Source organism: Myroides profundi (assembly GCF_000833025.1).
Taxonomy (GTDB): Bacteria; Bacteroidota; Bacteroidia; order Flavobacteriales; family Flavobacteriaceae; genus Flavobacterium; species Flavobacterium profundi_A.
In genome coordinates this window covers 3,707,910-3,731,297 of record NZ_CP010817.1, presented here as the reverse complement: position 1 = coordinate 3,731,297, position 23,388 = coordinate 3,707,910, and the positions used below count along the sequence as shown (strand labels likewise).

General features: G+C 35.4%; 21 protein-coding genes. 16 read left to right on the top strand and 5 right to left on the bottom strand.

The features are described from left to right. Window positions 1-19: 19 nt before the first annotated feature. From MPR_RS16520 to MPR_RS16500, 5 genes are all read left to right on the top strand, one after another. Entirely contained in the window at window positions 20-757 is a 738-nt protein-coding gene (locus MPR_RS16520; protein ID WP_041894488.1) for a hypothetical protein, read from the top strand. 262 nt (window positions 758-1,019) lie between these two features. After that, window positions 1,020-1,763 carry a hypothetical protein gene (locus MPR_RS16515; protein ID WP_041894487.1) on the top strand — a complete coding sequence of 248 codons (744 nt, stop codon included), beginning with the start codon at window positions 1,020-1,022 and terminating at the stop codon, window positions 1,761-1,763. Window positions 1,764-1,933: 170 nt separating this feature from the next. Next, window positions 1,934-2,695, top strand: coding sequence for a hypothetical protein (locus MPR_RS16510; protein ID WP_235280468.1), 762 nt, complete (start codon window positions 1,934-1,936; stop codon window positions 2,693-2,695). 87 nt (window positions 2,696-2,782) lie between these two features. Then, window positions 2,783-3,082 carry a Sec-independent protein translocase subunit TatA/TatB gene (locus tag MPR_RS16505; RefSeq protein WP_041894482.1) on the top strand — a complete coding sequence of 100 codons (300 nt, stop codon included), beginning with the start codon at window positions 2,783-2,785 and terminating at the stop codon, window positions 3,080-3,082. Beyond that, entirely contained in the window at window positions 3,082-3,645 is a 564-nt protein-coding gene (locus tag MPR_RS16500; protein WP_041894480.1) for a phosphatase PAP2 family protein, read from the top strand. Before MPR_RS16505 ends, MPR_RS16500 begins: the two co-directional genes overlap by 1 nt. A gap of 46 nt (window positions 3,646-3,691) precedes the next feature. On the opposite strand, the gene MPR_RS16495 is transcribed toward MPR_RS16500, so the two are convergent. After that, a complete protein-coding gene (locus MPR_RS16495; protein ID WP_025125441.1) occupies window positions 3,692-4,333 on the bottom strand; it encodes an O-methyltransferase in 642 nt (213 codons plus the stop codon). 439 nt (window positions 4,334-4,772) lie between these two features. On the opposite strand from MPR_RS16495, the gene MPR_RS16490 reads away from it, so the two are divergent. The 4 genes from MPR_RS16490 to MPR_RS16475 all read left to right on the top strand — a co-directional run bounded on the left by MPR_RS16490 (window position 4,773) and on the right by MPR_RS16475 (window position 9,372). Further along, window positions 4,773-5,930 carry a serine hydrolase domain-containing protein gene (locus MPR_RS16490; protein WP_041894477.1) on the top strand — a complete coding sequence of 386 codons (1,158 nt, stop codon included), beginning with the start codon at window positions 4,773-4,775 and terminating at the stop codon, window positions 5,928-5,930. Between the two features lie 3 nt (window positions 5,931-5,933). Next, window positions 5,934-6,647, top strand: coding sequence for a 3'-5' exonuclease (locus MPR_RS16485; protein WP_041894474.1), 714 nt, complete (start codon window positions 5,934-5,936; stop codon window positions 6,645-6,647). A 463-nt stretch (window positions 6,648-7,110) separates the two neighbouring features. Beyond that, a complete protein-coding gene (locus MPR_RS16480; protein ID WP_006259709.1) occupies window positions 7,111-7,560 on the top strand; it encodes an OsmC family protein in 450 nt (149 codons plus the stop codon). Between the two features lie 126 nt (window positions 7,561-7,686). Beyond that, the gene (locus MPR_RS16475) at window positions 7,687-9,372 is read left to right on the top strand and encodes an ABC transporter ATP-binding protein (RefSeq protein WP_041894470.1); all 1,686 of its coding nucleotides are present in this window, start codon (window positions 7,687-7,689) and stop codon (window positions 9,370-9,372) included. A gap of 39 nt (window positions 9,373-9,411) precedes the next feature. Here MPR_RS16475 and MPR_RS16470 read toward each other — a convergent pair whose 3' ends face one another. Further along, entirely contained in the window at window positions 9,412-10,767 is a 1,356-nt protein-coding gene (locus tag MPR_RS16470; RefSeq protein ID WP_041894466.1) for a saccharopine dehydrogenase family protein, read from the bottom strand. 117 nt (window positions 10,768-10,884) lie between these two features. Here MPR_RS16470 and MPR_RS16465 point away from each other — a divergent pair, with 117 nt between their 5' ends. Both MPR_RS16465 and pckA read left to right on the top strand, forming a co-directional pair. Then, window positions 10,885-11,280: a DUF423 domain-containing protein gene (locus MPR_RS16465; protein WP_041894461.1), complete on the top strand. Its 396-nt coding sequence runs from the start codon at window positions 10,885-10,887 to the stop codon at window positions 11,278-11,280. A gap of 74 nt (window positions 11,281-11,354) precedes the next feature. Continuing rightward, complete coding sequence (pckA, locus tag MPR_RS16460) at window positions 11,355-12,968, top strand: phosphoenolpyruvate carboxykinase (ATP) (protein ID WP_041894459.1); 1,614 nt, start codon at window positions 11,355-11,357, stop codon at window positions 12,966-12,968. A 140-nt stretch (window positions 12,969-13,108) separates the two neighbouring features. Here pckA and MPR_RS16455 read toward each other — a convergent pair whose 3' ends face one another. Together MPR_RS16455 and MPR_RS16450 are read right to left on the bottom strand one after the other, a co-directional pair. Beyond that, window positions 13,109-13,852, bottom strand: a complete 744-nt coding sequence (locus MPR_RS16455; protein WP_006259704.1) for a uroporphyrinogen-III synthase — start codon at window positions 13,850-13,852, stop codon at window positions 13,109-13,111. Between the two features lie 14 nt (window positions 13,853-13,866). Then, entirely contained in the window at window positions 13,867-14,541 is a 675-nt protein-coding gene (locus MPR_RS16450; protein ID WP_041894456.1) for a DUF4271 domain-containing protein, read from the bottom strand. 104 nt (window positions 14,542-14,645) lie between these two features. On the opposite strand from MPR_RS16450, the gene MPR_RS16445 reads away from it, so the two are divergent. From MPR_RS16445 to MPR_RS16435, 3 genes are read left to right on the top strand one after another with little or no spacing between them, the layout of a single operon-like run. Then, window positions 14,646-15,368: a polyprenol monophosphomannose synthase gene (locus MPR_RS16445; RefSeq protein ID WP_041894453.1), complete on the top strand. Its 723-nt coding sequence runs from the start codon at window positions 14,646-14,648 to the stop codon at window positions 15,366-15,368. Then, complete coding sequence (locus tag MPR_RS16440; protein ID WP_041894449.1) at window positions 15,368-16,705, top strand: dihydroorotase; 1,338 nt, start codon at window positions 15,368-15,370, stop codon at window positions 16,703-16,705. The genes MPR_RS16445 and MPR_RS16440 overlap by 1 nt, the downstream gene beginning before the upstream one ends. Window positions 16,706-16,718: 13 nt before the next feature. Then, window positions 16,719-17,171, top strand: coding sequence for a DUF4296 domain-containing protein (locus MPR_RS16435; protein WP_041894445.1), 453 nt, complete (start codon window positions 16,719-16,721; stop codon window positions 17,169-17,171). On the opposite strand, the gene MPR_RS16430 is transcribed toward MPR_RS16435, so the two are convergent. Further along, window positions 17,104-18,102, bottom strand: coding sequence for an NAD-dependent epimerase/dehydratase family protein (locus MPR_RS16430; protein WP_041894441.1), 999 nt, complete (start codon window positions 18,100-18,102; stop codon window positions 17,104-17,106). The two genes, MPR_RS16435 and MPR_RS16430, sit on opposite strands and share 68 nt — an antisense overlap. A gap of 182 nt (window positions 18,103-18,284) precedes the next feature. Here MPR_RS16430 and tyrS point away from each other — a divergent pair, with 182 nt between their 5' ends. Next, window positions 18,285-19,577: a tyrosine--tRNA ligase gene (gene tyrS, locus MPR_RS16425; protein ID WP_006259698.1), complete on the top strand. Its 1,293-nt coding sequence runs from the start codon at window positions 18,285-18,287 to the stop codon at window positions 19,575-19,577. A 715-nt stretch (window positions 19,578-20,292) separates the two neighbouring features. Further along, window positions 20,293-23,388 carry a SusC/RagA family TonB-linked outer membrane protein gene (locus MPR_RS16420; protein WP_041894438.1) on the top strand — a complete coding sequence of 1,032 codons (3,096 nt, stop codon included), beginning with the start codon at window positions 20,293-20,295 and terminating at the stop codon, window positions 23,386-23,388.

The following is a 23,388-nucleotide window of genomic DNA, read 5'->3' as shown; positions in this document are numbered from 1 at the left end:
GATAAATAGAAGTATTATAATGAATGTAATTCAGAAGTTATTGACTTTATTGCTATTGTTAGCAGGGATAGGACATGCTTGGGCTCAAGAACAAGGCGGGATGATAAGTGGTAAGCTAGTCACTCGTGGAGGAGAGTTAGATGGGACTGTGGTCACTAATATCAATAGAGACAAAACGACATTAGCGGATAAGAAAGGTTATTTTGAGATATATGGAGAGCCACGAGATACTATACGATTTAGTAGCGTATATCACATAGAGTATACTTATATCGTAGCAGAAGGAGATACTAAAAGAGGTGTTCTCTTATTCCCATTAGAACCCTTGCCTGATTTAAGCACGAGATTAAACGAGATTCTGATCACTAAGATAGATGCTGGCGCACTAGGCTTTACGAATAAGTATACCAAGAGATATACCCCCGCAGAACGAAAGCTGAGGACTGCTACCACTGGAATATTAGATCCACTAGTGAATTTGTTATCAGGTAGGACTGCCATGCTTAAGAAGAATCTCGCGTATGAGAGAGAAGGCTTTAGGGTCAATAAACTATTAAGAGTGATAGATGAAGAAAGATTAGTTGAGTATTATAAGATACCACCTGATTATGTAGAGAGCTTTGCATACTATGCTGTATCTAGAGAAGAGATAAAAGATATCGTGAATGCTACTGTGATAGACACAAAGTTCTTAGAAAGAATGATAGCACCTGTAGTGTTAGACTTTTTAGAAATGGTCAAAACGAAGATAGAATAATCTATTATAACTTACTTATATTTCTTCCTAGTATTGTATTATTTGCTAGTTCTAAAAGAATAGAGGAGGTGTAACTTCTCTTCTCTTTATTACCTCTGAGTTATTAGAGACTGAAGTAGCGTGGGGTGGCATTGAGGTAATAGAGATAGATGGGGGTGGTTAGATGGAAGTTTTATTGAATACTTATTTTGAGTTTTAGGCATGTTAGGAGAGTAGATCAATGCTTTGCTTGCTTAAGAGTGAACACTTTATAAACTAGTATATGAAGAATATAAAATACATTGCCATTATAGTAACTCTTCTTTTGGGAGAGCTTGTATTAGCTCAAGAAGGTTTAAAAACATTGAATGGAAAAATTCTTTTTAGAGAAGGAGATAGAGATGAAGTATTGGTCATTAATACTTCGAAAGGGATTTCTGAGTTCTCTGATGATAAAGGCTACTTTAGTGTGAAAGGGGAAGTGAATGATACGTTGAGATTCGTTAGTTTATCATACCTATTACACGTGTATATAATTAATGAAGTAGATATAAATAGAGACCTTGTTCTGTTTTCTTTAGAGAGAAATACGACAGGAGAGGTATTGGACGAAATAGTCGTTACGAAAAAGAATAAGTCTCCATATCCTAAATATACTTATAAGTCTAAAGGACCTAGTCCTATGGAACGACAGCTAGCTTATGCTACTTCTGGACTTATCGCGCCTTTAATCAATATGCTCAACGGAAGGACTAAGATGCTTAAGAAAGCGCTAGTCTATGAGCGAGCAGGGTTTAGAGCAGATAAGTTTTTAGACCATGTAAGTGATGAACTTTTGGTTGATAAATATAAGATACCTTATGACTATGTAGAGAGTTTTGCTCTTTATGCTGTGAACGATGAGAAGGTAAAGGAAGCGCTAAAGGTAACGCCTGTAGATACTACTTATTTAGAAACGGTGATTGCTCCTTTAGCAGTCGACTTCTTAGAGGTTATTAAGGACAGGCCTTTTAAAGAACTTGAATAGATCGATTAGAACCGTGATGATTTAGAGTGTATTACTTAAGAGACAAGTATTGTTATTAGTCAGTGGAAGAGATAGTGATAAGGGAGAGAAGATTATATTTAACATAAGTTTGCGAGGGTAAAATTTGTGTATCCTATAGAATGGAATATTTTTACAACTATAATTAAGGAATGATGAGAATATTTATAGCCTTTCTATTAATATTGAACTTTTCTGTTGTTTTTGCACAAGAAAGAAAGATGGTAGATGGTAAGATAGTGTCTAGAACGAAGAGATTAGATGGGGTATACGTAGCGAATATTAATACAGGGGAGTCTACTATGACTGCACCTGGAGGATATTTTAAACTGAAGGCACAGGAGAACGATACGATTATGTTCTCAGGAGCTTTTTTTCTAGGATATAGACATCAGTTAGATGATATAGATTTAAAGAGAGATATTATTTTAATACCACTAGAGCCTAATTCACTCTATTATGAACTAGACGAGATCGTCATCACGAAGATTACTTCAGAGTCTCTAGGGCTAATCCCTAAAGGGACTAAGATACGTACTCCAGCGGAACGTAAGTTATACACAGCAACTACGGGTAGTGGGCTGATCTCTGTAGATGCGATAGTGAATATGATCTCGGGACGTACTAAGATGCTGAAGAAAGCACTAGCTTATGAAAGACAAGAAGGACGTAAGGATAAATTCTTAGTCTATATGAGTCCTGAGAAGTTAACGAAGGATTACAGTATCCCTAAAGACTATGTCAACGGTTTTGCTTATTATGTGGCAACAGATGAGCTGATGACTTCTATTCTGAATACAAATATAGTAGACGAAAAGAAAGTCGCTAGTAGAACAGGAGAATTAGCGCTAGAGTTTATAGAGTTGATTCATGAGAAGTTAAATCTAGAGGTTAAGCAGACTAAGATAGAATAGTTTAACAAATGGTTTTAGATAAAATCTATGTGAGAATTTAATAAACTTCGTAGATTTGTAATCTTATAAATAGAAAAACGAATATTTATGTTTGGAATCGGAGGGGGTGAAATATTTTTCATCATTATTATAATTTTAATGTTGTTTGGTTCTGATAAGGTTCCAGAGATGGCACGTACCTTTGGTAAGTTTATGGCTCAGTTAAAGAATGCAACAAACGATATCAAACACGAAATCAATAAAAGCGCAGAAGAGTCTGGTATTAAAAAAGATATAACAGAGACCTTCGATATAGATATTAATCCTATGAAGGATATTCAGAATGAAGTAGAGAAGCACAAGGAGGATATTGAGAATATTACAGGGCCAATAAAAAGACAACTTTAATGTTAGAAACAATTGTGCAGTGGGATAAGGAACTAATGCTGTTCTTAAACAACTTAGGTACTCCTACATTTGACCCATTTTGGTTATTTATCACGAAGCAGTTTAACTGGCTTCCGTTCTATCTCTTATTACTTTATCTAGTATATAAGAAAGTATCGCTAAAAACATTGGGTATTATCCTACTGTTCATAGCAGGACTTATCGCGTTCACAGATCAGTTTACTAATCTAGTCAAAAGTGCAGTAGCTCGCCCTAGACCGTGTAATACGGAGGACATCAGAGCTATGCTTAGAGTAGTGAAGTGCAGTAGCTCACTGAGTTTCTTCTCAGGACATGCTTCTAACTCTACTGCGACGATGCTGTTCTTATTCTTAATATTGAGAAGATATTATAAGTACGCGTTTTTAGTATTTATATTCCCACTCGTATTTGCATATAGTAGAATCTACTTGTCATTGCATTTCCCTATAGACATTTTCGTAGGAATGTGTGCAGGACTTATCTCAGGAACATTATTCTACCAAGGATTTAAATGGGTAGAGAAGAAATATAAGTTAGTCTAACTGACATTAAAAAAAGGCTTAGAATATAGATTCTAAGCCTTTTTTGTTATCGTACTCTTGATACTGTAAGTCCATCTCTGATCGGTAATAGTATCGTCTCTACACGAGGATCATCTTTCAGTAATTTATTATACTGATCGATCTCTAGGGTAGCTCTATCATTCCATTTGATATCTTCTACTACCTTACCTGACCACAGAACATTGTCAGATAGGATGATTCCTCCCTTATTCATCTTCTCGATGATTAGGTGAAAGTAGTTTGTGTAATTCTTTTTATCTGCATCTAGAAACACTAGATCAAACTTCTTATCTAAAGTAGGAATGATGTCCAATGCACTACCTAAGTGTTGGGTGATCTGATGCCCATAGTCAGACATATCGAAGTATTTTCGTTGAAAGTCTACTAACTCTTCATTTACATCTATCGTATCAATAGTACCATCAGCTCTCAGTCCTTCTGCTAGTGATAGTGTAGCATATCCAGTGAATGTACCTACCTCTAATATGTGCTGAGGGTTAACTAGCTTAGAGATCATACTCAAAAAACGACCTTGGAAGTGACCACTCAGCATTCTAGGCTGTAGTACTTTTTGGTACGTTTCTTTATCTAGTTTGGCTAATAACTCAGGCTCATTTTCTGAGTGTCTTGCCGCATAATCCTCTAACTCTGGTGATATAAAATGCATAATCGAAATTCAAGTAATAATTAAAGGCACAAATATAATCCTAGATTGAACGTTGACCAAATACTCCTATAATTTTATGATTATTAGTCTATTTAGAGTTTGCTTAGACTGTAAATAGCGATATGTACTGTAGTTCTACTGTATAGATGGTTCGGGTAGAGAATTAGTACAGTTCGCAAAAACATCTCTTAACCCTTGTATTTGCTAGGTGTTTTCGAACACTATCCGAACAGAATTTATATTAATAAATAAGAAGTGTTGATATAGAGTGGATTGTGTTATTTGTAGAACTCCATAATAGGTCAAAAAGGTAATTAATAGCCAAATACTCCAAATAGAGTCATCGTGATGTAATCATATTAAAAGGTGTTATTAAAAATAACCGTTAAAGAAGTGATTTATTTTTCTAAATTTATAGGAACCAATTATTTAAACTATTATGAAGGTATTAAAGAAAGTTCTGAAGTGGCTAGTGATTTTGATAGCACTGGTAGTAGCACTGATGTATATATTTAAAGTGGATTACCTCTTTACGGCGGTACGTACCATATACTTTAATGGATATAAGACAGCATTCTTAGATGATTATAAATATTTTCCGACTAGGGAGATTAAGAATAATGTAGGACAGCCGTGGGCATTCACGAAGGATTATAATACTATAAAAGCAAGTGATAACTTAGAGAATACCCATAAAGAACTAGAGTCTATAGCTTATTTAGTCATCAAGAATGATAGTATCTTCTACGAGGCTTATTATGACGGGTATGGAAAGGACTCTTATACCAACTCCTTCTCGATGGCTAAGAGTATCGTATCTGCTGCCTTAGGTAAGGCATTACAGAGAGGTGAGATCAAGAGTTTAGATCAGAAGGTAATAGAATTTTTACCAGAGTTAAAAGGGAAGTATAAAGATGAATTAACTGTAGGAGATCTGTCTTCTATGGCATCAGGGTTAGATTGGGATGAGGCATATTACAGTCCATTCTCAGTGGTGACGAGAGCTTATTTTGATAAAGATCTGAGAAATGTAATGCTAGGCTTAGAGATAAAGGATAAGCCTGGACAAGAGTTTATTTATAAAAGTGGAGATACAGAGCTATTGACGATGGTGTTAGAGAAAGCTACTGGTAAGTATATGACGGATTATATATCAGAACATTTCTGGAAGCCTATGGGAGCAGAGAATCCAGCGTTATGGCAGATAGACCATGAAGGAGATGGGGTAGAGAAGTCATACTGTTGTTTTACGAGTAATGCACGTGATTTTGCTAGGTTTGGTAAGTTGTATAAAGACGAGGGGTTGTGGAACGGTGATAAGATATTAGATAGCGCATTTATTAGAAAGTCTGTTACCCCACGTTTTAAAGATGCGCCTGAGTATGGCTATGGTTGGTGGTTAGTGAATCACAAGGGACAAGATTTCTTCTATATGCGAGGTCATTTAGGACAGTTCGTGATCGTGTCTCCTAAGGATAATGTAATCATTGTGCGTCTAGGACACTTGAAAGGATTACAGACTGAGGAAGACCCTCATAGTAACGATCTATATACTTATATCGATGAGGCTTATAATATGTTGAACCAAAGGAAATAAGTTATGCTTAGAAATGTGATGCTAGATAGCCTACTCTTTTTTGATATTGAGACAGTGCCTGAAGTGCCTGCTTTTAATGACCTAGATGAGGAGATGCAAGATCTATTTGATAGTAAGACAGCATATCAGAGAAGGGATGGACAGACTGCAGCGGAGTTTTATGAACGTGCAGGTATTTGGGCAGAGTTCGGTAAGGTGGTGTGTATCTCAGTAGGTTATTTCACCTATAAGAATGGAGATAGACAGTTTAGGGTCAAATCCTTTGCAGGAGAGGAACGCCATCTGTTGCAAGAATTTTCTAATTTAATAGACGAATATTTTAATGATCCTACTCGCGTTCTATGTGGGCATAATATTAAGGAATTTGATATCCCCTTTGTTGTGAGGCGGATGTTGATAAATGAGGTAAAAATCCCCAACAAACTGTGTATTATTGGGAAAAAACCGTGGGAAGTAAATCATCTAGATACCATGGAAATGTGGAAGATAGGAGATTATAAAAATTTTACATCTTTAAGGCTTTTGACTAGAATATTAGGTATACCCTCGCCTAAAGACGATATAGACGGGAGTGAGGTGGCTAAGGTGTATTATGAAGATAAAGATATTGACAGAATTATCGTGTATTGTGAGAAAGATGTGGTAGCAGTGGCACAGGTTTTGCTGAGATTTAAGCGTGAGGAACTATTAAGTCAGAGCGAGATATTTTCTGTTTAAGTTAAAGAAATATTAAAAAACATTGGTTAGTGCTTGTTGTTAAAATAATTTTTTTCTAATTTTGACTTCAAATAAGGAAATAGTAATGCAGAAAATTTATTCAAATATGGTTTATTCAACAAAATGTGTATTCTCTAAGAAGAATGCATCGTTTATGGTATAGAGCTGTCTTTTGGATAATGATAAAGATATATAATAAGCCTCTGTACCTCACAGGGGCTTATTTTTTTTAAGAAAGAAACATATAAAAATAAAGTAATGAATTTAGTCTATAATCTATTAACGTCAACATCGTATAAGGAAATTTGTTTTCCTAAGCGTTCGATGTATACATACGTAGCCAAGAGAGATAGCTTGTTTTGATTATACTATTTTTATAGTTAAGAATAAATAAGAAGGTCCTTTTGGCAGATAGCTGAAGGGACCTTTTTGTATAATGTCAATTTTATAAATAATTAAAAGAATGGAAAGTAAAGTTTTAAAAGTGTTGGGCTTCTCAGTAAGAGAACAACAATTCGCTGTAAAAACAGCCAACTACTCTTTCACAGTGAAAGATGGAAGAGAATTAGTAAGAGACGTGAATGCGAACTCTGCAGAGTTATTATTAGCTAAGCTAGCAGGTAGTATCCACGCAGTGGGGAAATTAATCGGTAATACATTGGGGTTAGATCTAAAATCTATTCAGATAGAAGTGTCTGGTGTGATAAAAGGAGAGGGCTTCGAAAAGGATAGCTTAGACCACTTCAACAGAGTAGATGTAATCGTAAAACCTACTTCTGAGGCATCTATAGTGTTGCTAAAAGAATGGCTAGATGCTGTGAAATCAGCTTGCCCAATGTTTGCAAATTTTAAAGAAAAAACTCCTACTATCGTTACGTTAGTCAAGGAATATGACCAAGTAAAAGTAGCGTAGTATGTCCGTATATTCTGTAAAAATTGTGGTATAGTATAGATGTTTAATTAGTTTATTAGATAGCTTATACTATATCACAATTATTATATATTTTTGTTATTCTAGTGATCGTACTGAATATAAAAAATGAAAGAAGATATACCTATATTATCTGTAAAGGATTTACAAATCGATTTTCTGAAAGAGAAATCTTGGAATACTATTATCAAAAGGAGTTCTTTTGATATCTATGCTAACGAGATTCTTGGTGTAGTAGGAGAGTCGGGTTCTGGTAAGTCAGTTGCATCACTTGCATTAATGGGGCTATTGCCTCGAGAGATATCTCGTATTAGCTCGGGTAATATCGTGTTTGAAGGAAAAGATATTACGCATAATACAGATAGTGAGTTCCGACTGTTGCGTGGAGCTCTGATATCTATGATATTTCAGGAGCCGATGAGTGCTCTAAATCCTTCTATTACTTGTGGCGAACAGGTAGCTGAGATACTTCGAGAGCATACTTCGCTCAGGGGAAAGGCTTTAAGAGAAGAGGTGTTGCGCCTTTTTGATAGAGTTAAACTGCCTAATCCTAATCAAGTTTATACTAAATATCCTCACCAAATCTCTGGTGGACAAAAGCAAAGAGTCATGATCGCAATGGCTGTAGCGTGTAAGCCTAAGCTACTGATAGCGGATGAGCCTACGACAGCATTAGATGTTACTGTGCAAAACGAAATCATTAATCTACTAAAAGATTTACAGCGCGATAATAAGATGAGTATCTTATTTATCTCTCATGATCTGAATCTAGTGTCGTCTATCAGTGACCGTATTCTAGTGATGTATAAAGGGGATATCGTAGAACAAGGAAAGTCAACAGAAGTGTTTAACGATCCAGAAGATATGTATACTAAAGCCTTAGTAGCGTCAAGACCTTCTCTTACAGAGCGATTAAAAAGACTGTCTACGATAGGAGACTTTCTGAACAATAAGGTGGTTAGAGATGTGGTGACTACTGAGGATAGAAAAGATAGATTAGAAAAGTTATATAGTAATGCTCCGTTGCTAGAGATTAGGAATGTGTTTAAGGATTATGTCATTAACGGAGGACTATTTAAAAAAGGTGTATTCCACGCATTACAAGATATTAGTTTTAATGTATATGAAGGTGAGACACTTGGACTAGTAGGTGAGAGTGGATGTGGTAAATCTACATTAGGCAATGTCATCCTACAACTCGATAGAGCTACTAAAGGGCAGATATTCTATAAAGGTCAAGACATCACGAAGCTTTCTTCTAAAGCGTTTAGGGTGTTTAGAAAAGATATACAGATTATATTCCAAGATCCGTATTCGTCTTTAAACCCTCGTCTGACTGTAGGAGAAGCTATTCTAGAACCTATGAAAGTACACAAGATAGGAAGTAGTGATGCGGATAGAAAGGAGAGAGTAATAGAAATACTATACCGAGTGGGGTTAGACGAATCTGTATTTAACCGTTATCCACATGAGTTCTCTGGAGGACAGAGACAGCGTATCGGTATCGCTAGGACGATAGCGGTACAACCTAAACTGATTATCTGCGATGAGTCTGTGTCTGCATTAGACATATCTGTACAAGCTCAGGTGCTGAATCTACTAAACGATTTGAAGGATAAGTATAACTTTACTTATATATTTATATCTCATGATCTGTCTGTAGTCAAGTATATGTCTGATCAGGTGATGGTGATGAATAAAGGTAAGATAGAGGAGATAGGCGAGGCAGATGAGTTGTATGCTCACCCTAAGACTGCGTACACAAAAGGATTAATTAGTTCTATCCCGAAATAAGATATAGTAAAAAAAGCTCCACTATCGGAGCTTTTTTAGTTAGTTATATCCTGAATATGGAACTTCTTCTTCTATAAAGTGAATGCCATTCTCTTCTAATTCTTTTAGAATAGGAGTATATACTTCCTCTTCTATTGGCATCTGTACACCTGGTGTAGTGATGATTCCTTTTAGAATCTTTAGAGTAGCGATGGCTACGGGAAGACCTACTGTCTTAGCCATAGCAGTGTAGATCTGATTATCTCCTATGCAGACCATACGAGAGTCTATCTGGTGATTCTGTCCATGTAGTTCGTATCCTATCTTGTGATACATCACGATCATGTCTTTATCTTCTGGACTCAGTGACCAAGAGTCACTCAGTATCTTTTCTAAGATTTGCGCAGGAGTCGCTTTCTTTAATCCTATTTTTTTAGTTGGGTTGAATAAGTCTAGCTCTAGCAGCTTGTCCCATATAATATCATCTTGGTCAATACCTAGCGCTAACCTTAGTTTGGTCTCTACAGTATCTGTAGGGTGGTAGGGTAAGTATGAGTTGATAAACTCTCTGTAAGACATCTCCTCAGAATTATCAATTGTGTAGCTATCATCTGTTATTCCTAATTCTACAAAAAGATTCCAAGCTCTAGAGTATCCCACTCTTCTGATTGTACCTCTAAAGATGGTCTTAGCATCACGAAGTCCATAGACATCTTTGTATTTTAGAGAATCTCTATTAGCGTAAGCTTCGAACTTTCCATATCCTTCTACATCTAAAAACTCAGTACGTCTAAATACTTTGTTGTAAGGGATGTATTTATATTGACCTTCTTGTAAGAATTTAGCTGCACCACCTTGTCCTGCCAATACTACATTACGAGGGTTCCAAGTGAATTTGTAATTCCATAGATTGTTGTCAGATTCAGGAGCGATTAGTCCACCACAGAAAGATTCAAAAGAGATGACTTTACCTCCTTTTCTTTCGATATCGTGTATGATTTTCATTGCACTCATGTGGTCTATTCCTGGATCTAAGCCTATTTCGTTCATGAAGATGAGGCTGTTCTTAGTTACTTCCTCATTGAGTTCTTGCATAGTAGGGTTGATGTAAGATGCCGTAACCATGTGTTTTTTATACCTCACACAGTCTTTAGCTAGTTCTAAGTGATGTATGGCAGGTAACATAGAGACTACAATGTCTGCTTTCTGTACTAAGGTTTGTCTTTCTGTTTCGTTGAATAGGTCAAATGCGATAGCCGTAGCATTAGGATGATTCATCGCTTTTTGTTGAGCGGATTCTAGAGATAAATCCCCTATAGTAAGGTGTAAGTTCTCTGAGTCTGATTTGTCCAAGAGATACTTGATTAATGAAGAGCTGGATCTACCTGCTCCTACTATTAAAATTTCTTTTGTCATAATATTCTAGTTGGTTTTTCAAGATACAAAAATTAGTAGTTCAATAAATGGATAAAATTCTACAAAATTTTTAATGTGCTATTTGTCTGATAAGTTGTATATTTGAAAGAAAAATAAATGGGACGAAAAGTTATATTTATAGCTGCTATAATCGGCGCAATTGGTATTATGCTAGGGGCTTTTGGAGCTCATGGTCTAAAGAAAGTTGTAACAGAGGCTCAAGTAGCTACTTTTGAAATAGGCGTTCGTTATCAAATGTACCACGCACTTTTTTTACTTTTTATAGGTATATGCGGAATATTTTCAGACAAGGCTAAAAAAATAGTTATGTATCTGGTTTTGTTTGGAATATTGTTTTTCTGCGGTTCTATATACCTTCTTACCTTTAAAGATATGATAACCATAGACTTAAGAGTTATTGGTCCAATTACTCCTGTAGGAGGAGTATTGTTCATTGTTGCATGGCTATATGCTGGAATTCAGGCGTATAAAAGTAAAAACATGATTAAATAATTCTTTTGTATATTTATATTTTAAATTTATTTCTAAGTTTGCAAACAAATTAATACACAACCTAAATAATGAAAATGGATATTTCTGAATCAATTTCACTGGAAAAATATGGTATTAAAGATGTTGTAGAGGTAATCTATAATCCTTCGTACGACGTTTTATATAATGAAGAAACTAACCCTAACTTAACAGGGTATGATAAAGGAGTTGTAACTGAGCTAGGTGCAGTTAACGTAATGACAGGAGAGTTTACAGGACGTTCTCCTAAAGATAAGTACATCGTTAAAGATTCAGTTACAGAAAACACAGTATGGTGGAATTCACCAGAATCTCCAAATGACAACAAACCAATCGATAACAGAACTTGGAATGCTTTAAAAGAGAATACTGTTGATCAGTTATCTGGAAAAAGATTATTCGTTGTTGATGCGTTTTGTGGAGCTAACGAGAATACTCGTTTAAAAGTTAGATTTATTATGGAAGTAGCGTGGCAAGCGCACTTCGTAACTAATATGTTTATCCGTCCTACTGCAGAAGAGTTAGCTAACTTCGGTGAGCCAGACTTCGTAGTAATGAACGGTTCTAAAACTACTTTCAAAAACTATAAAGATTACGGATTAAACTCTGAAGTTTATATCGCGTTCAACTTGACTGAGAAGATTCAAGTTATCGGTGGTACTTGGTACGGTGGTGAGATGAAAAAAGGTATGTTCGCAATGATGAACTACTACTTACCTCTTCAAGGAATGGCTGCTATGCACTGTTCTGCTAACAAAGGTAAAGATGGTGATGTAGCTGTATTCTTCGGATTATCAGGTACAGGTAAAACAACTTTATCAACTGACCCAAAACGTGAGTTAATCGGAGACGATGAGCACGGATGGGATGACGAAGGTGTATTTAACTTCGAAGGAGGTTGCTACGCTAAGACAATCAGCTTGAGCAAAGAGAATGAGCCAGATATCTATGGTGCTATCCGTCGTGATGCTTTATTAGAGAACGTTACTGTTGATGCTAATGGTATTATTGACTTTAATGATGGTTCTGTAACACAAAATACACGTGTATCTTACCCAATCGAACATATCGAGAATATTGTTAAGCCTGTGTCTAAAGCTGGACATGCTACTAAAGTTATCTTCTTAACTGCAGATGCTTTTGGTGTAATGCCTCCAGTTTCTAAGTTAACTCCAGAGCAAACTAAATACTACTTCTTATCAGGATTTACTGCTAAGTTAGCGGGTACTGAGCGTGGAGTAACTAAACCAGAGCCTACATTCTCTGCTTGTTTCGGTAAAGCTTTCTTATCTCTACACCCAACTCAATACGGTGAAGAGCTAGTGAAGAAAATGGAAGAGCACAATGCTACTGCTTATATGGTAAACACTGGATGGAATGGTACTGGTAAACGTATCTCTATTAAAGATACTAGAGCAATCATTGACCGTATCTTAGATGGTTCTATCGAGAACGCTGAGACTACTATTGTACCTATCTATAACTTCGCTGTACCAACAGCTTTAGAAGGTGTAGATACTACTATTCTAGATCCTCGTAATACGTATGCTGATGCTTCTGAATGGGAAGAGAAAGCAAAAGAATTAGCTGGATTATTCGTAGAAAACTTTAAGTTATATTCTAATAATGACGAAGGTAAAGCTCTAGTAGCTGCTGGGCCTCAATTATAATGTAATATATAGCTATATAAAAAGGAGATGATTATATCATCTCCTTTTTTTGTACTCTTAATTAAACAGTGAATACTTGTTTAACTTGTATAAAAAAACCACCTCTTTATAGAGGTGGTTTTTTATGATATAAATAGATATTATTTATTTACTTGTTGAATGTACTTTTCTAATGCCATAGTCATAGACGGTGTTCCTGGTGCAGGAGCCATGATGTCTACTCTTAAGTTATTGTCTAAAGCTTCTTTCTGCGTTGTAGTTCCAAATACAGCTATTCTCGTATTGTCTTGACTAAAGTCAGGGAAATTTTTGAATAGAGATTTAATACCTGTAGGGCTAAAGAATGCTAAAACATCATACTTCACATCTGCTAAATCTGATAAGTCACTCATAACAGTACGATAGAATGTACCTGGAGTCCAATTTACTTTTAAATCGTTTAAAGTAGTTGGTACATCGTGATTTAATTGATCTGATGCAGGAAGTAAGAAGGTCTCATCTTTATACTTCTTAATCAAAGGAGCTAATTCTGCAAAGTCTTTCTGACCTACATAAATCTTTCTTTTACGGTATACTACATATTTTTGTAAATAGTATGCTACCGCCTCTGATTGACAGAAATACTTAAGCGTTTCAGGAACTTTATATCTCATTTCTTCTGCTACGCGGAAAAAGTGGTCTACAGAGTTCTTACTTGTTAAAATAATAGCAGTGTAATTGTTTAAATCAATCTTTTGGTGTCTTACCTCTTTGGCTGGTACACCTTCTACGTGGATGAAGGGTCTAAAGTCAATTTTTACTTTGAATTTCTGCTCTAATTCGAAGTAAGGTGAGTTTTCTACTTTAGGCTCTGGTTGAGAAACCAAAATTGTTTTCACTTTCATAATTGTACTTTTTCTTATAATGCTCCGTAATCTTTTAACCAGAAATATAATAATAGATAAGGAGCTATTTCAAGGGTGCAAAGATACAAAATAAAATAGAACACCTTATTCATTATTGATTTTTGGTTGTTTTTTATAAAAAGAACGTATAAAAGGATATTTGTTGCGATTAATGCAATCAACATGAACCCAATTATAAGTTTGTTGGTTATATTGTTGTAGAATAAAAGAACGTCTACTGCTAGCAGTAACATTCCGATATAATTTCGATAGGTAGCTTTTTGTAGATTTAACGCATCCGAAAATTCGTCTATACCAAATGTTGTTGATATAATCTTATCTATTAAATACTTTCCGATGATAAACGTTGTAACAAAGTTTAAAATCATAAGGTACGAACCAAAGCTGTAGTCAGGTATTAGTTCAAATGCTTTTAAAGCGATTTGTATAAAGAATGTAATAGATAAAAGTTGTACAAGTAGAAAAGACAGTGTAAAACTATTTCTTAAGTTGGTATTGTCTTTATAAATCTTTAAGTACTTATTCGATGCTGCTAGTTTTGTAAACTCAGAAAAGCGTACTCCGAAGATAGTACGGTTAACAGCAATAATAGAGAATCCGATAAAGAATAGGACTGTTGCCCAATCTTTACTAGGGAGTACACGCTCGATAAGTATTAGATTCTCCATAATATCTGCAAAATTAGCAAAAAAACCTTTTAGATTGACTTTGTATTTTATTTAAGTGATAACTTTCTAGAAAAAGGTTATTTTTGTGGCAAACGTTTTAAAAAATGGAGTCAGGACTTGTCATTATACCAACGTATAATGAAATTGAAAATATAGAATTGATTATCGATGCTGTCATGGCATTGCCTCAGCATTTTCATGTTCTGATTGTTGATGATAATTCCCCTGATGGTACAGCAGCTGTAGTTGAAGAGTTGCAAAGTAAGTATCCAGAATCTTTATTTTTAGAGAAGAGAGAAGGCAAGAATGGTCTTGGTACTGCTTATGTACACGGTTTTAGATGGGCTTTGGCGCGTGACTATGACTATGTATTTGAAATGGACGCGGACTTCTCTCATAATCCGAATGACCTTCCTAAACTTTTAGAGGCTTGTAAAGCGAATCAAGGCTTAGCTATAGGCTCTAGATACGTCACTGGAGTAAATGTAGTGAATTGGCCGTTAAACCGTGTTCTGTTGTCTTACGGAGCTTCTATCTATGTTAGAATGATAACAGGGATGAAGATTAAAGATACGACAGCAGGCTTTGTTTGTTTTTCGCGCAAAGTATTAGAGAGTTTTGATTTTGATAAGGTGCGCTTTGTCGGGTATGCTTTTCAGATCGAGATGAAGTATCGTACTTATGTGAAGAACTTTGCGATTACAGAAGTGCCTATTATTTTTACAGATAGGACGAGAGGAGAATCTAAAATGTCTGGAGGAATTATTAAAGAAGCTGTTTTTGGCGTTATTAATCTACGTATACGTAAACTACTAAACACACTATAATGACACACTATTTAATTAAAAACGGAAAAGTCGTAAACGAAGGGACTATTGTAGGAGCGGATGTTCTAATTGAGAATGGCTTTATTGCGAAAGTAGCTTCTAATATCGAAGTTTCTAATGATGTAACTGTTGTTGACGCAAAAGGGAATTATGTTATTCCTGGAATGATCGATGATCAAGTGCATTTTAGAGAACCAGGTTTGACTCATAAAGGAGATATAGAATCTGAGTCTAGAGCAGCTATTGCCGGAGGGATTACTTCTTTTATAGAGCAACCGAATACAGTACCTAATGCTGTGACTCAAGAATTACTAGAACAGAAGTACGAAATAGCTTCTACTAAATCATTTGCTAACTATTCATTTATGATGGGAGGGACAAATGATAACTTAGAAGAACTGCTAAAAACAAACCCACGTAATGTAGCTGGTATTAAGCTTTTCTTAGGTTCATCTACAGGTAATATGTTAGTAGATAGACAGGATGTATTAGAGAAGATCTTTTCGAATACTTCTATGCTTATCGCTGTACACGCTGAGGATGAAGGGACGATTAAGGCTAACTTAGCGAAGTATAAAGAAGAGTTCGGAGAAGATATCCCTGTGAAGTATCACCCGATTATCCGAAGTGAAGAGGCTTGTTATTTATCTTCTTCTAAAGCGATAGAACTAGCGAAGAAAACGGGAGCGAGATTACACGTATTCCACCTTTCTACAGCGAAGGAAACAGAGTTGTTCAGAAACGATATTCCTTTAAAAGATAAAAAGATTACTGCAGAGGTATGTGTTCACCATTTATGGTTCACGGATAAAGATTATGATAAGAAAGGTAACTTTATTAAGTGGAATCCTGCTGTAAAAACAGAGGTTGATAGAGATGGTCTGTGGAAGGCGTTATTAGATGATAGAATAGATGTTATCGCTACTGATCATGCCCCTCATACTCTAGAAGAGAAGAGTAAAGCGTATTCTTCTGCTCCTTCTGGAGGGCCACTTGTGCAACATGCTTTAGTTTCGCTATTTGAAGCTTCTAAACAAGGGAAGATCAGTATAGAGAAGATCGTAGAGAAAACAGCACATAATCCTGCTATTCTATTCCAAGTAGAGAAACGCGGTTATGTAAAAGAAGGATATCATGCTGATATAGCCATCGTAGATGTGAATCATGACTGGGAAGTAAATAAAGACAATATTTTATATAAATGTGGGTGGTCTCCATTCGAAGGAGAGAAATTTAGTTCTAAAATTACTCATACTTTTGTAAATGGTTTCTTAGCTTATGAAAACGATAAGGTTAAAGAAGAACATAAAGGGCAACGATTATTATTCGTGCGTTAAAACTAAATACTAGATGAATAAATACTTAGTAATATTAGCTGTGTTTTTACTTATGTCATGTAAGGATGATGTAGTAAAACCGTCTCCATTTATTGAACAACAAAGAATGGAAGATATCTTGTATGACATATCATTATTATACTCTATCGAGAGTGTAAGTGCATATAGTAGAGAAGATACTCTGAAAAGGCTTAACGTTAACTCTATCTTTAAAAAATACGATATAGACAGTCTTACTTTCGTATCGAATAATAGATATTATGTAGAGTTAGGCGATGGTGTGTATCACACTATGCAGAACAATATTCTAAGTCGTCTAGAAGCTGCTAAGGTTGTAGCAGACTCTTTATTGTCTAAATCTCAAGATGAGCCTAAAGACGAATTAAGTAAAGAAGATATTAAAGTTGATGATACTGTGAAATTGGATCGAGAAAAGATCGATAGTCTTCGAAATCAAATTCAATAGTGTTTTTAATTTTTGAACAATCATAAATATAAGAAGAATGAGAAGCTTGCGCGATTGATCGTGTAAAGCTTCTTTTTTTTCTCGTTATCAGAGAGACGAAATTGTCTAACTTCCATGCAAATAGACTTGATGTACGCGATACATGGATACTAGGATGTTTCTTACCCATTAAGTCTGCGATATGATTGATAAGCTCTTGGTAAGTAATATTATTAGAAACTAATGCAAATCTCTCGTTTTTAATATCACTGATCATAAGGAGATGCATAGCTCTTACCACATCATTTACTCCTACGATTCCTGCAATACCTGTGGTGTAGAATGGAAAGTCTTTTTTTACTTTTTGGAAGAAAGCTCCACTACCTTCATAACCGAAGCCACGTCCGAATACAATACCAGGATTGACGATGACTACATCTAGTCCTTCTTGAGTCCCTCTCCATACCTCCATTTCGGCTCCATACTTAGTGATAGCATAGTCTCCATGATATAGCTCAGGGTTCCAATCTGTCTTTTCTGTAATGATTTTATCTTTGGCTAATGTCTCACCTAGAGCGGCGATAGAACTTACATAGCACAGTTTTTTTACATTAAAGGCGATAGATAGGTTCACGATATTAGCGGTACCTTCTATATTCGTCTTGCGAAGTTTTTTTTCATCTTTAGGCTCGAAAGAGACTAAAGCTGCACAATGATATACGTAATCAATTCCAACAAAGGCTTTTTCTAAGGTAGGTACATCTATTAGATCTGCTTTTACCCATTCTATTTTTAAGAATAGAGCTTCTTGATTGTTTAAGACGAAGAGGTTCTTCGTTTTTTTAATACTATCCTCATTTCTATAAATAGCACGAACTGCACCTTCTGACTGAAGAAGATGTAATAATAAATGTGCTCCTACTAAGCCTGTACCTCCTGTTACTAGTATCATATTTAGACAAAAGTAAGTTATATGTTTTACATAGTGAAAAATTATGAAATAAAGTTGAATTCTAACGCCCCTATTATTAGTTCTTAAAGGATAAATGTAGAAAACGTATAAAAATGCAGTGTTTGAGAATTTTTATTCCATAAGCTAAGGTTTTGAGCTATCTTTGTGTAAAATTTATTTAAATGAAGAATTTTATTGAAGAAGTGACTTGGAGAGGAATGCTCCACGACGTAATGCCAGGCACTGAAGAACATTTGTTGGAGCAAATGCGTGCTGCGTATGTGGGAATTGACCCAACAGCCGATTCATTGCATATTGGACATTTAGTAGGAGTAATGCTATTGAAACACTTTCAATTAGCCGGACATAAACCTTATGCTCTTGTGGGAGGTGCTACTGGTATGGTAGGTGACCCTTCAGGAAAGTCTAATGAAAGAAACTTATTAGACGAAGAGGCTTTACGTCATAATCAAAATGCGATTAAAGAACAATTAAGTCGTTTCTTGGATTTTAATTCAGGTGCTGAGAATGCTGCTGTGTTAGTAAATAACTATGACTGGATGAAGGATTTCTCTTTCTTAGAGTTTATCCGTACAGTAGGTAAGCATATCACAGTGAACTATATGATGGCTAAAGATTCTGTGAAGAAACGTCTAAACGGTGAGTTTCAAGATGGAATGTCTTTTACAGAGTTCTGTTATCAGTTAATGCAAGGATATGACTTTTTGCATTTATACAAAGAGAACAATATTACATTACAAATGGGAGGATCTGACCAATGGGGAAATATCACTACTGGTACAGAGTTAATCCGTAGAACAATTAGCGAGAAAGCGTATGCGCTTACTTGTCCATTGATTACTAAAGCTGACGGAACTAAATTCGGTAAGTCAGAAGGGGGTAATATTTGGTTGTCTGCAGAGTACACTTCTCCATATAAATTCTACCAATACTGGTTAAACGTGGCTGATGCTGATGCTGAGCGTTATATTAAGATCTTTACATTCATCTCTAGAGAAGATATTGAAGCATTAGTAAAAGAGCATTCAGAGGCTCCACATTTACGTGTGTTACAACGTCGTCTAGCAGAAGAAGTAACGATTATGGTACACGGTCAAGAGCAATTAGATAATGCTATCAAAGCGTCTAATATCTTGTTCGGTAACTCTTCTACAGAAGATTTAAAACAATTAGACGAGAAGACTTTCTTAGAGGTATTCGATGGAGTGGGACAGTCAGAAGTAGCAAAAGCAGATATCGAAGCTGGGTTAACTATCGTAGATGCCTTAGCTGCTAATTCTAATTTGGCTTCATCTAATGGAGATGCTCGTCGTTCGTTACAAGCTAACTCTATCTCTGTAAACAAAGAGAAAGTAGCTGAAGACTACGTAGTGACTACAAACGATTTGATTAATGATCAATTCGTATTACTACAAAAAGGAAAGAAAAATTACTTCGTTTTACATGTAAAGTAAGATCATAAGTACACTTATATAAGGGCTCTCAGTAATGGGAGCCCTTTTTTTTGGTCTATAATTTATCTGGTCATAAGGTAATGGGGTATTGATGGCATAGTGATCGCATAAAAAATGGGTAAAACTATGCGAGCAGTATGCCATCACTATGCGATAACTATGGGACCAGTCGCGTTTTTGTTGTAAAAAAAAGAGTAGTTCCTCCTTGTATTTACTAGGTTTTTGGCTCTAATTAAAAGGTTGCCTAATTAGTCGTTTTGAATGATTATGGTGTCTTTCTTCTCTGAGTATTATGAGAGAGAATTAAAATATACCATATACATGGTATTTCATAGAATGAGGTGTTGAAATACCTTTGTATTACAAAAGTAGGGAGTGCTATATCCTTAATCTGTTGTGTATAATTATTGTTTGTTTTGTAAGAAAATAATTACATATAAGGGTTTCCCTACTTTGCTTTTTTCACTGATAAGAAAAAATTATATAACCTAAATATTATGCAATCAATTCAACAAAAGCGAGAACTTGACACTCGTATTTTTAGATTTACTGATTTCTTTTCTTCTAGCGCATCTTCTATGATGTGCATGTGTTGCTGCCTATAGTTTATTCTTTTTAGGTCAGCTCATGGTGGCTGTACCGATACTACATTTCAATATTTCTAGACATAATGAATCAGTCTTTCAAAGATAGTTCATTTTAAACTAATTGTTTTATGCAAAAAATTTACGCAATCTTATTTGTGTTTGTTAGTGTTTTAAACTTACAGGCGCAAGAAAAACTTGTGACAGGATCTGTTACAGATATAAGTGGAGCATTACCAGGTGTGAGTGTTCTGATTCAGGGAAGTGATGAAGGAACAATGACAGACTTAGATGGTAATTATTCTATAAAAGTTAATAATGGACAGGTATTAGTCTTTTCATTTATAGGGTATACCACAAAGAATATTACATATAAAGGACAGGAAGTTCTGAATGTAAAACTTGCAGACGAAGCGAGTGAATTAGGAGAGGTAATAATCAATGTGCCTTATGGTACTGCTAATAAAAAGACATATACAGGGTCTGTTGGATTGATACAAGCGAAAAGTATCGAAAAATCTCAGGTTAGTAATGTGACAAAAATATTAGAAGGATCAGTAGCAGGGGTACAGTCGTTCTCAGCTAGTGGACAGCCTGGGTCAGAAGCTACTATCCGTATACGTGGAGTAGGATCTGTGAATGCGAGTAGTAAACCTCTATACGTAGTAGATGGTGTGCCTTATGAAGGAGAGTTATCAGCTATCGCAGCATCAGATATTGAGTCTATGACAGTATTAAAAGATGCTACTGCAGCGACGTTATATGGATCTCGTGCAGCTAATGGGGTAGTGATGATTACTACAAAACAAGGTACAAGAGATACTGCTCCTCAAATAGAAATTACTGCGAAGCATGGTATTTCTAGTCGATCTAGAAGTGATTATAAACAGCTAAGTACTAATCAATACATGGAGTTGCAGTGGGAAGCTATTCGCAATGGACGTATGGATAATGCTAAAATGAATGCTGCTGATGCTGCTGAGTATGCAACAAAAAACTTAATTGGTTCTATTGGGATTAACCCTTATGGATTAGATAATCCTATGCCTGTAGGTGTGGATGGTAAGTTGTTACCAGGTTTAAACCCTTTATGGAATGATAACTGGGAAGATGCTTTATCTCAAAACGCGCGTTATACTGATGTTAATTTAAAAGTAAGTGGTGGGGGAGCAAATTCAAGATACTTTATTTCGGGTGGTTTTCTTAATGACCAAGGGTATGTGTTAGAGTCTGGATTTAAGAGATATAATTTACGATCTAATATTGTTGTGGATGCAAAAAGTTGGTTAGAATTAGGGTTGAATGTGTCGGCAGCTAGTTCTGAGCAGAATTATCCAAAACAAGATGATAGTGCGATTAGTAATGTAATTGGTTTTGCGAGAGGATTACCTTCTTTTTATCCGATTTATCAAAGAGACTTAACTACTGGTGCTTATTTATTAGATGAGGATACTGGTAATAGATTATATGATTATGGTGCTTATAGAAAATCTTCTTATGCGAGATATAATCTAGTAGCAACGTTACCTGAGGACTTAAGTTCAATTAAGAAGGATGTAGCTACTGTGCGTACATACGCTCAAGTTAAGTTACTAGATAATTTGAAATTTAAATCATCTCTTAATGTTGATTATAATAGTACTAATAATCATAATGTAATAAATCCAGATTTCGGACCATCTGCAGAATCAGGAGGAAGTATTAGTCGTAAGAATACTCGTACAGTAAGTATGACATTTAATAATATATTAAACTATAATGTAGATTTAGATGATAAAAATAATATCTCTGCGATGGTGGGTCAAGAGTATTATCAATTTGATTCTAATGCTTTCGGTGGAGCTCGTCAACAGATTATAATGAATGGTTATTTAGAGCCAAGTGCTGCTTCTAAATTATTAGATTTTTATGGAGATGCAGATCAATATAAGATGTTGAGTTTCTTTGGTAATGCACAGTATTCTTATGACAGAAAATACTATTTGTCAGCTTCATACCGTGCAGATGCATCATCTAGATTCCATCCTAGTACACGATGGGGAGGTTTCTGGTCTTTTGGGGCATCATGGAAAGTTATAGATGAGGACTTTATGAGTGCTTATAGAGATACTTGGTTGAGTAACTTATTATTTAGAGCGAGTTATGGTGCTCAGGGTAATGATAATATTGGGTATTATGCTTATCAGGCTTTGTTTAATATTTATAATAACCTAGGAGAATCAGGATTATATGCTTCTAGAATAGGTACTCCAGATTTATCATGGGAGAGTAATTTAAACTTAAACATAGGAGTAGATTTTGGTCTGTTTAACGATAGATTGACTGGTACTGTAGAGTATTTTGAGAGACGATCTAAAGACTTACTATTTAATAGACAATTGGCTTCTTCTATAGGATTCTCTTCTGTACAAGAAAATATTGGAGCAATGAAAAACTATGGATGGGAATTTACATTAGATGGATACCCTATAGTGACGGATGATTGGAAGTTACACCTTGGGATGAACTTGACAACGTATAAGAATAAAATTACAGCATTGCCTTCTAAAGAAATGTGGAGTGGAAATAAAAAATGGGTAGAAGGTGGTTCTTTATATGATTTTTATTTAGCTGAGTGGGCAGGTGTTAATCCAGAGAATGGTAATGCACAATGGTATCTTCAGAATGAAGATGGAAGTAAGACAGTTACTGAGGATTATAGTCAAATCACAAAGAAAGATAGAATACACAAAGGAAATTCGTTACCAGATGTAACAGGAGGTTTCTTAACTGAAGTTACTTATAAAAATTGGCAGTTAGCAGCAAACTTTGTTTATACAGTAGGTGGGAAAATCTACAACAGTGATAAGACAAGTTTGTATAGACAAGCAGGAAATGGTAATACATGGAGTGCTGATATGATGGATAGATGGACACCTGAGAATACGGATACTGATGTAGCACGATTAAGTACTAATCCTAGAAGTTCGTGGACAAATCAGTCTGATCGATTCTTAGTAGATCGTTCTTTCTTGAAATTAAAAAACCTTACAGTATCGTATAATTTACCAAAAGAGTGGTTGAGAAAAATCAACTTAGGTTCAGCGAGCATATTCTTCCAAGCAGAGAATTTATTTACTTGGACGAAAGAACAAGGGCTTGATCCAGAGCAGACTTTTGATGGTAATACATATTATAGATATCCTGCAATGAAAACACTTTCATTAGGAGTAAATATTAAATTATAA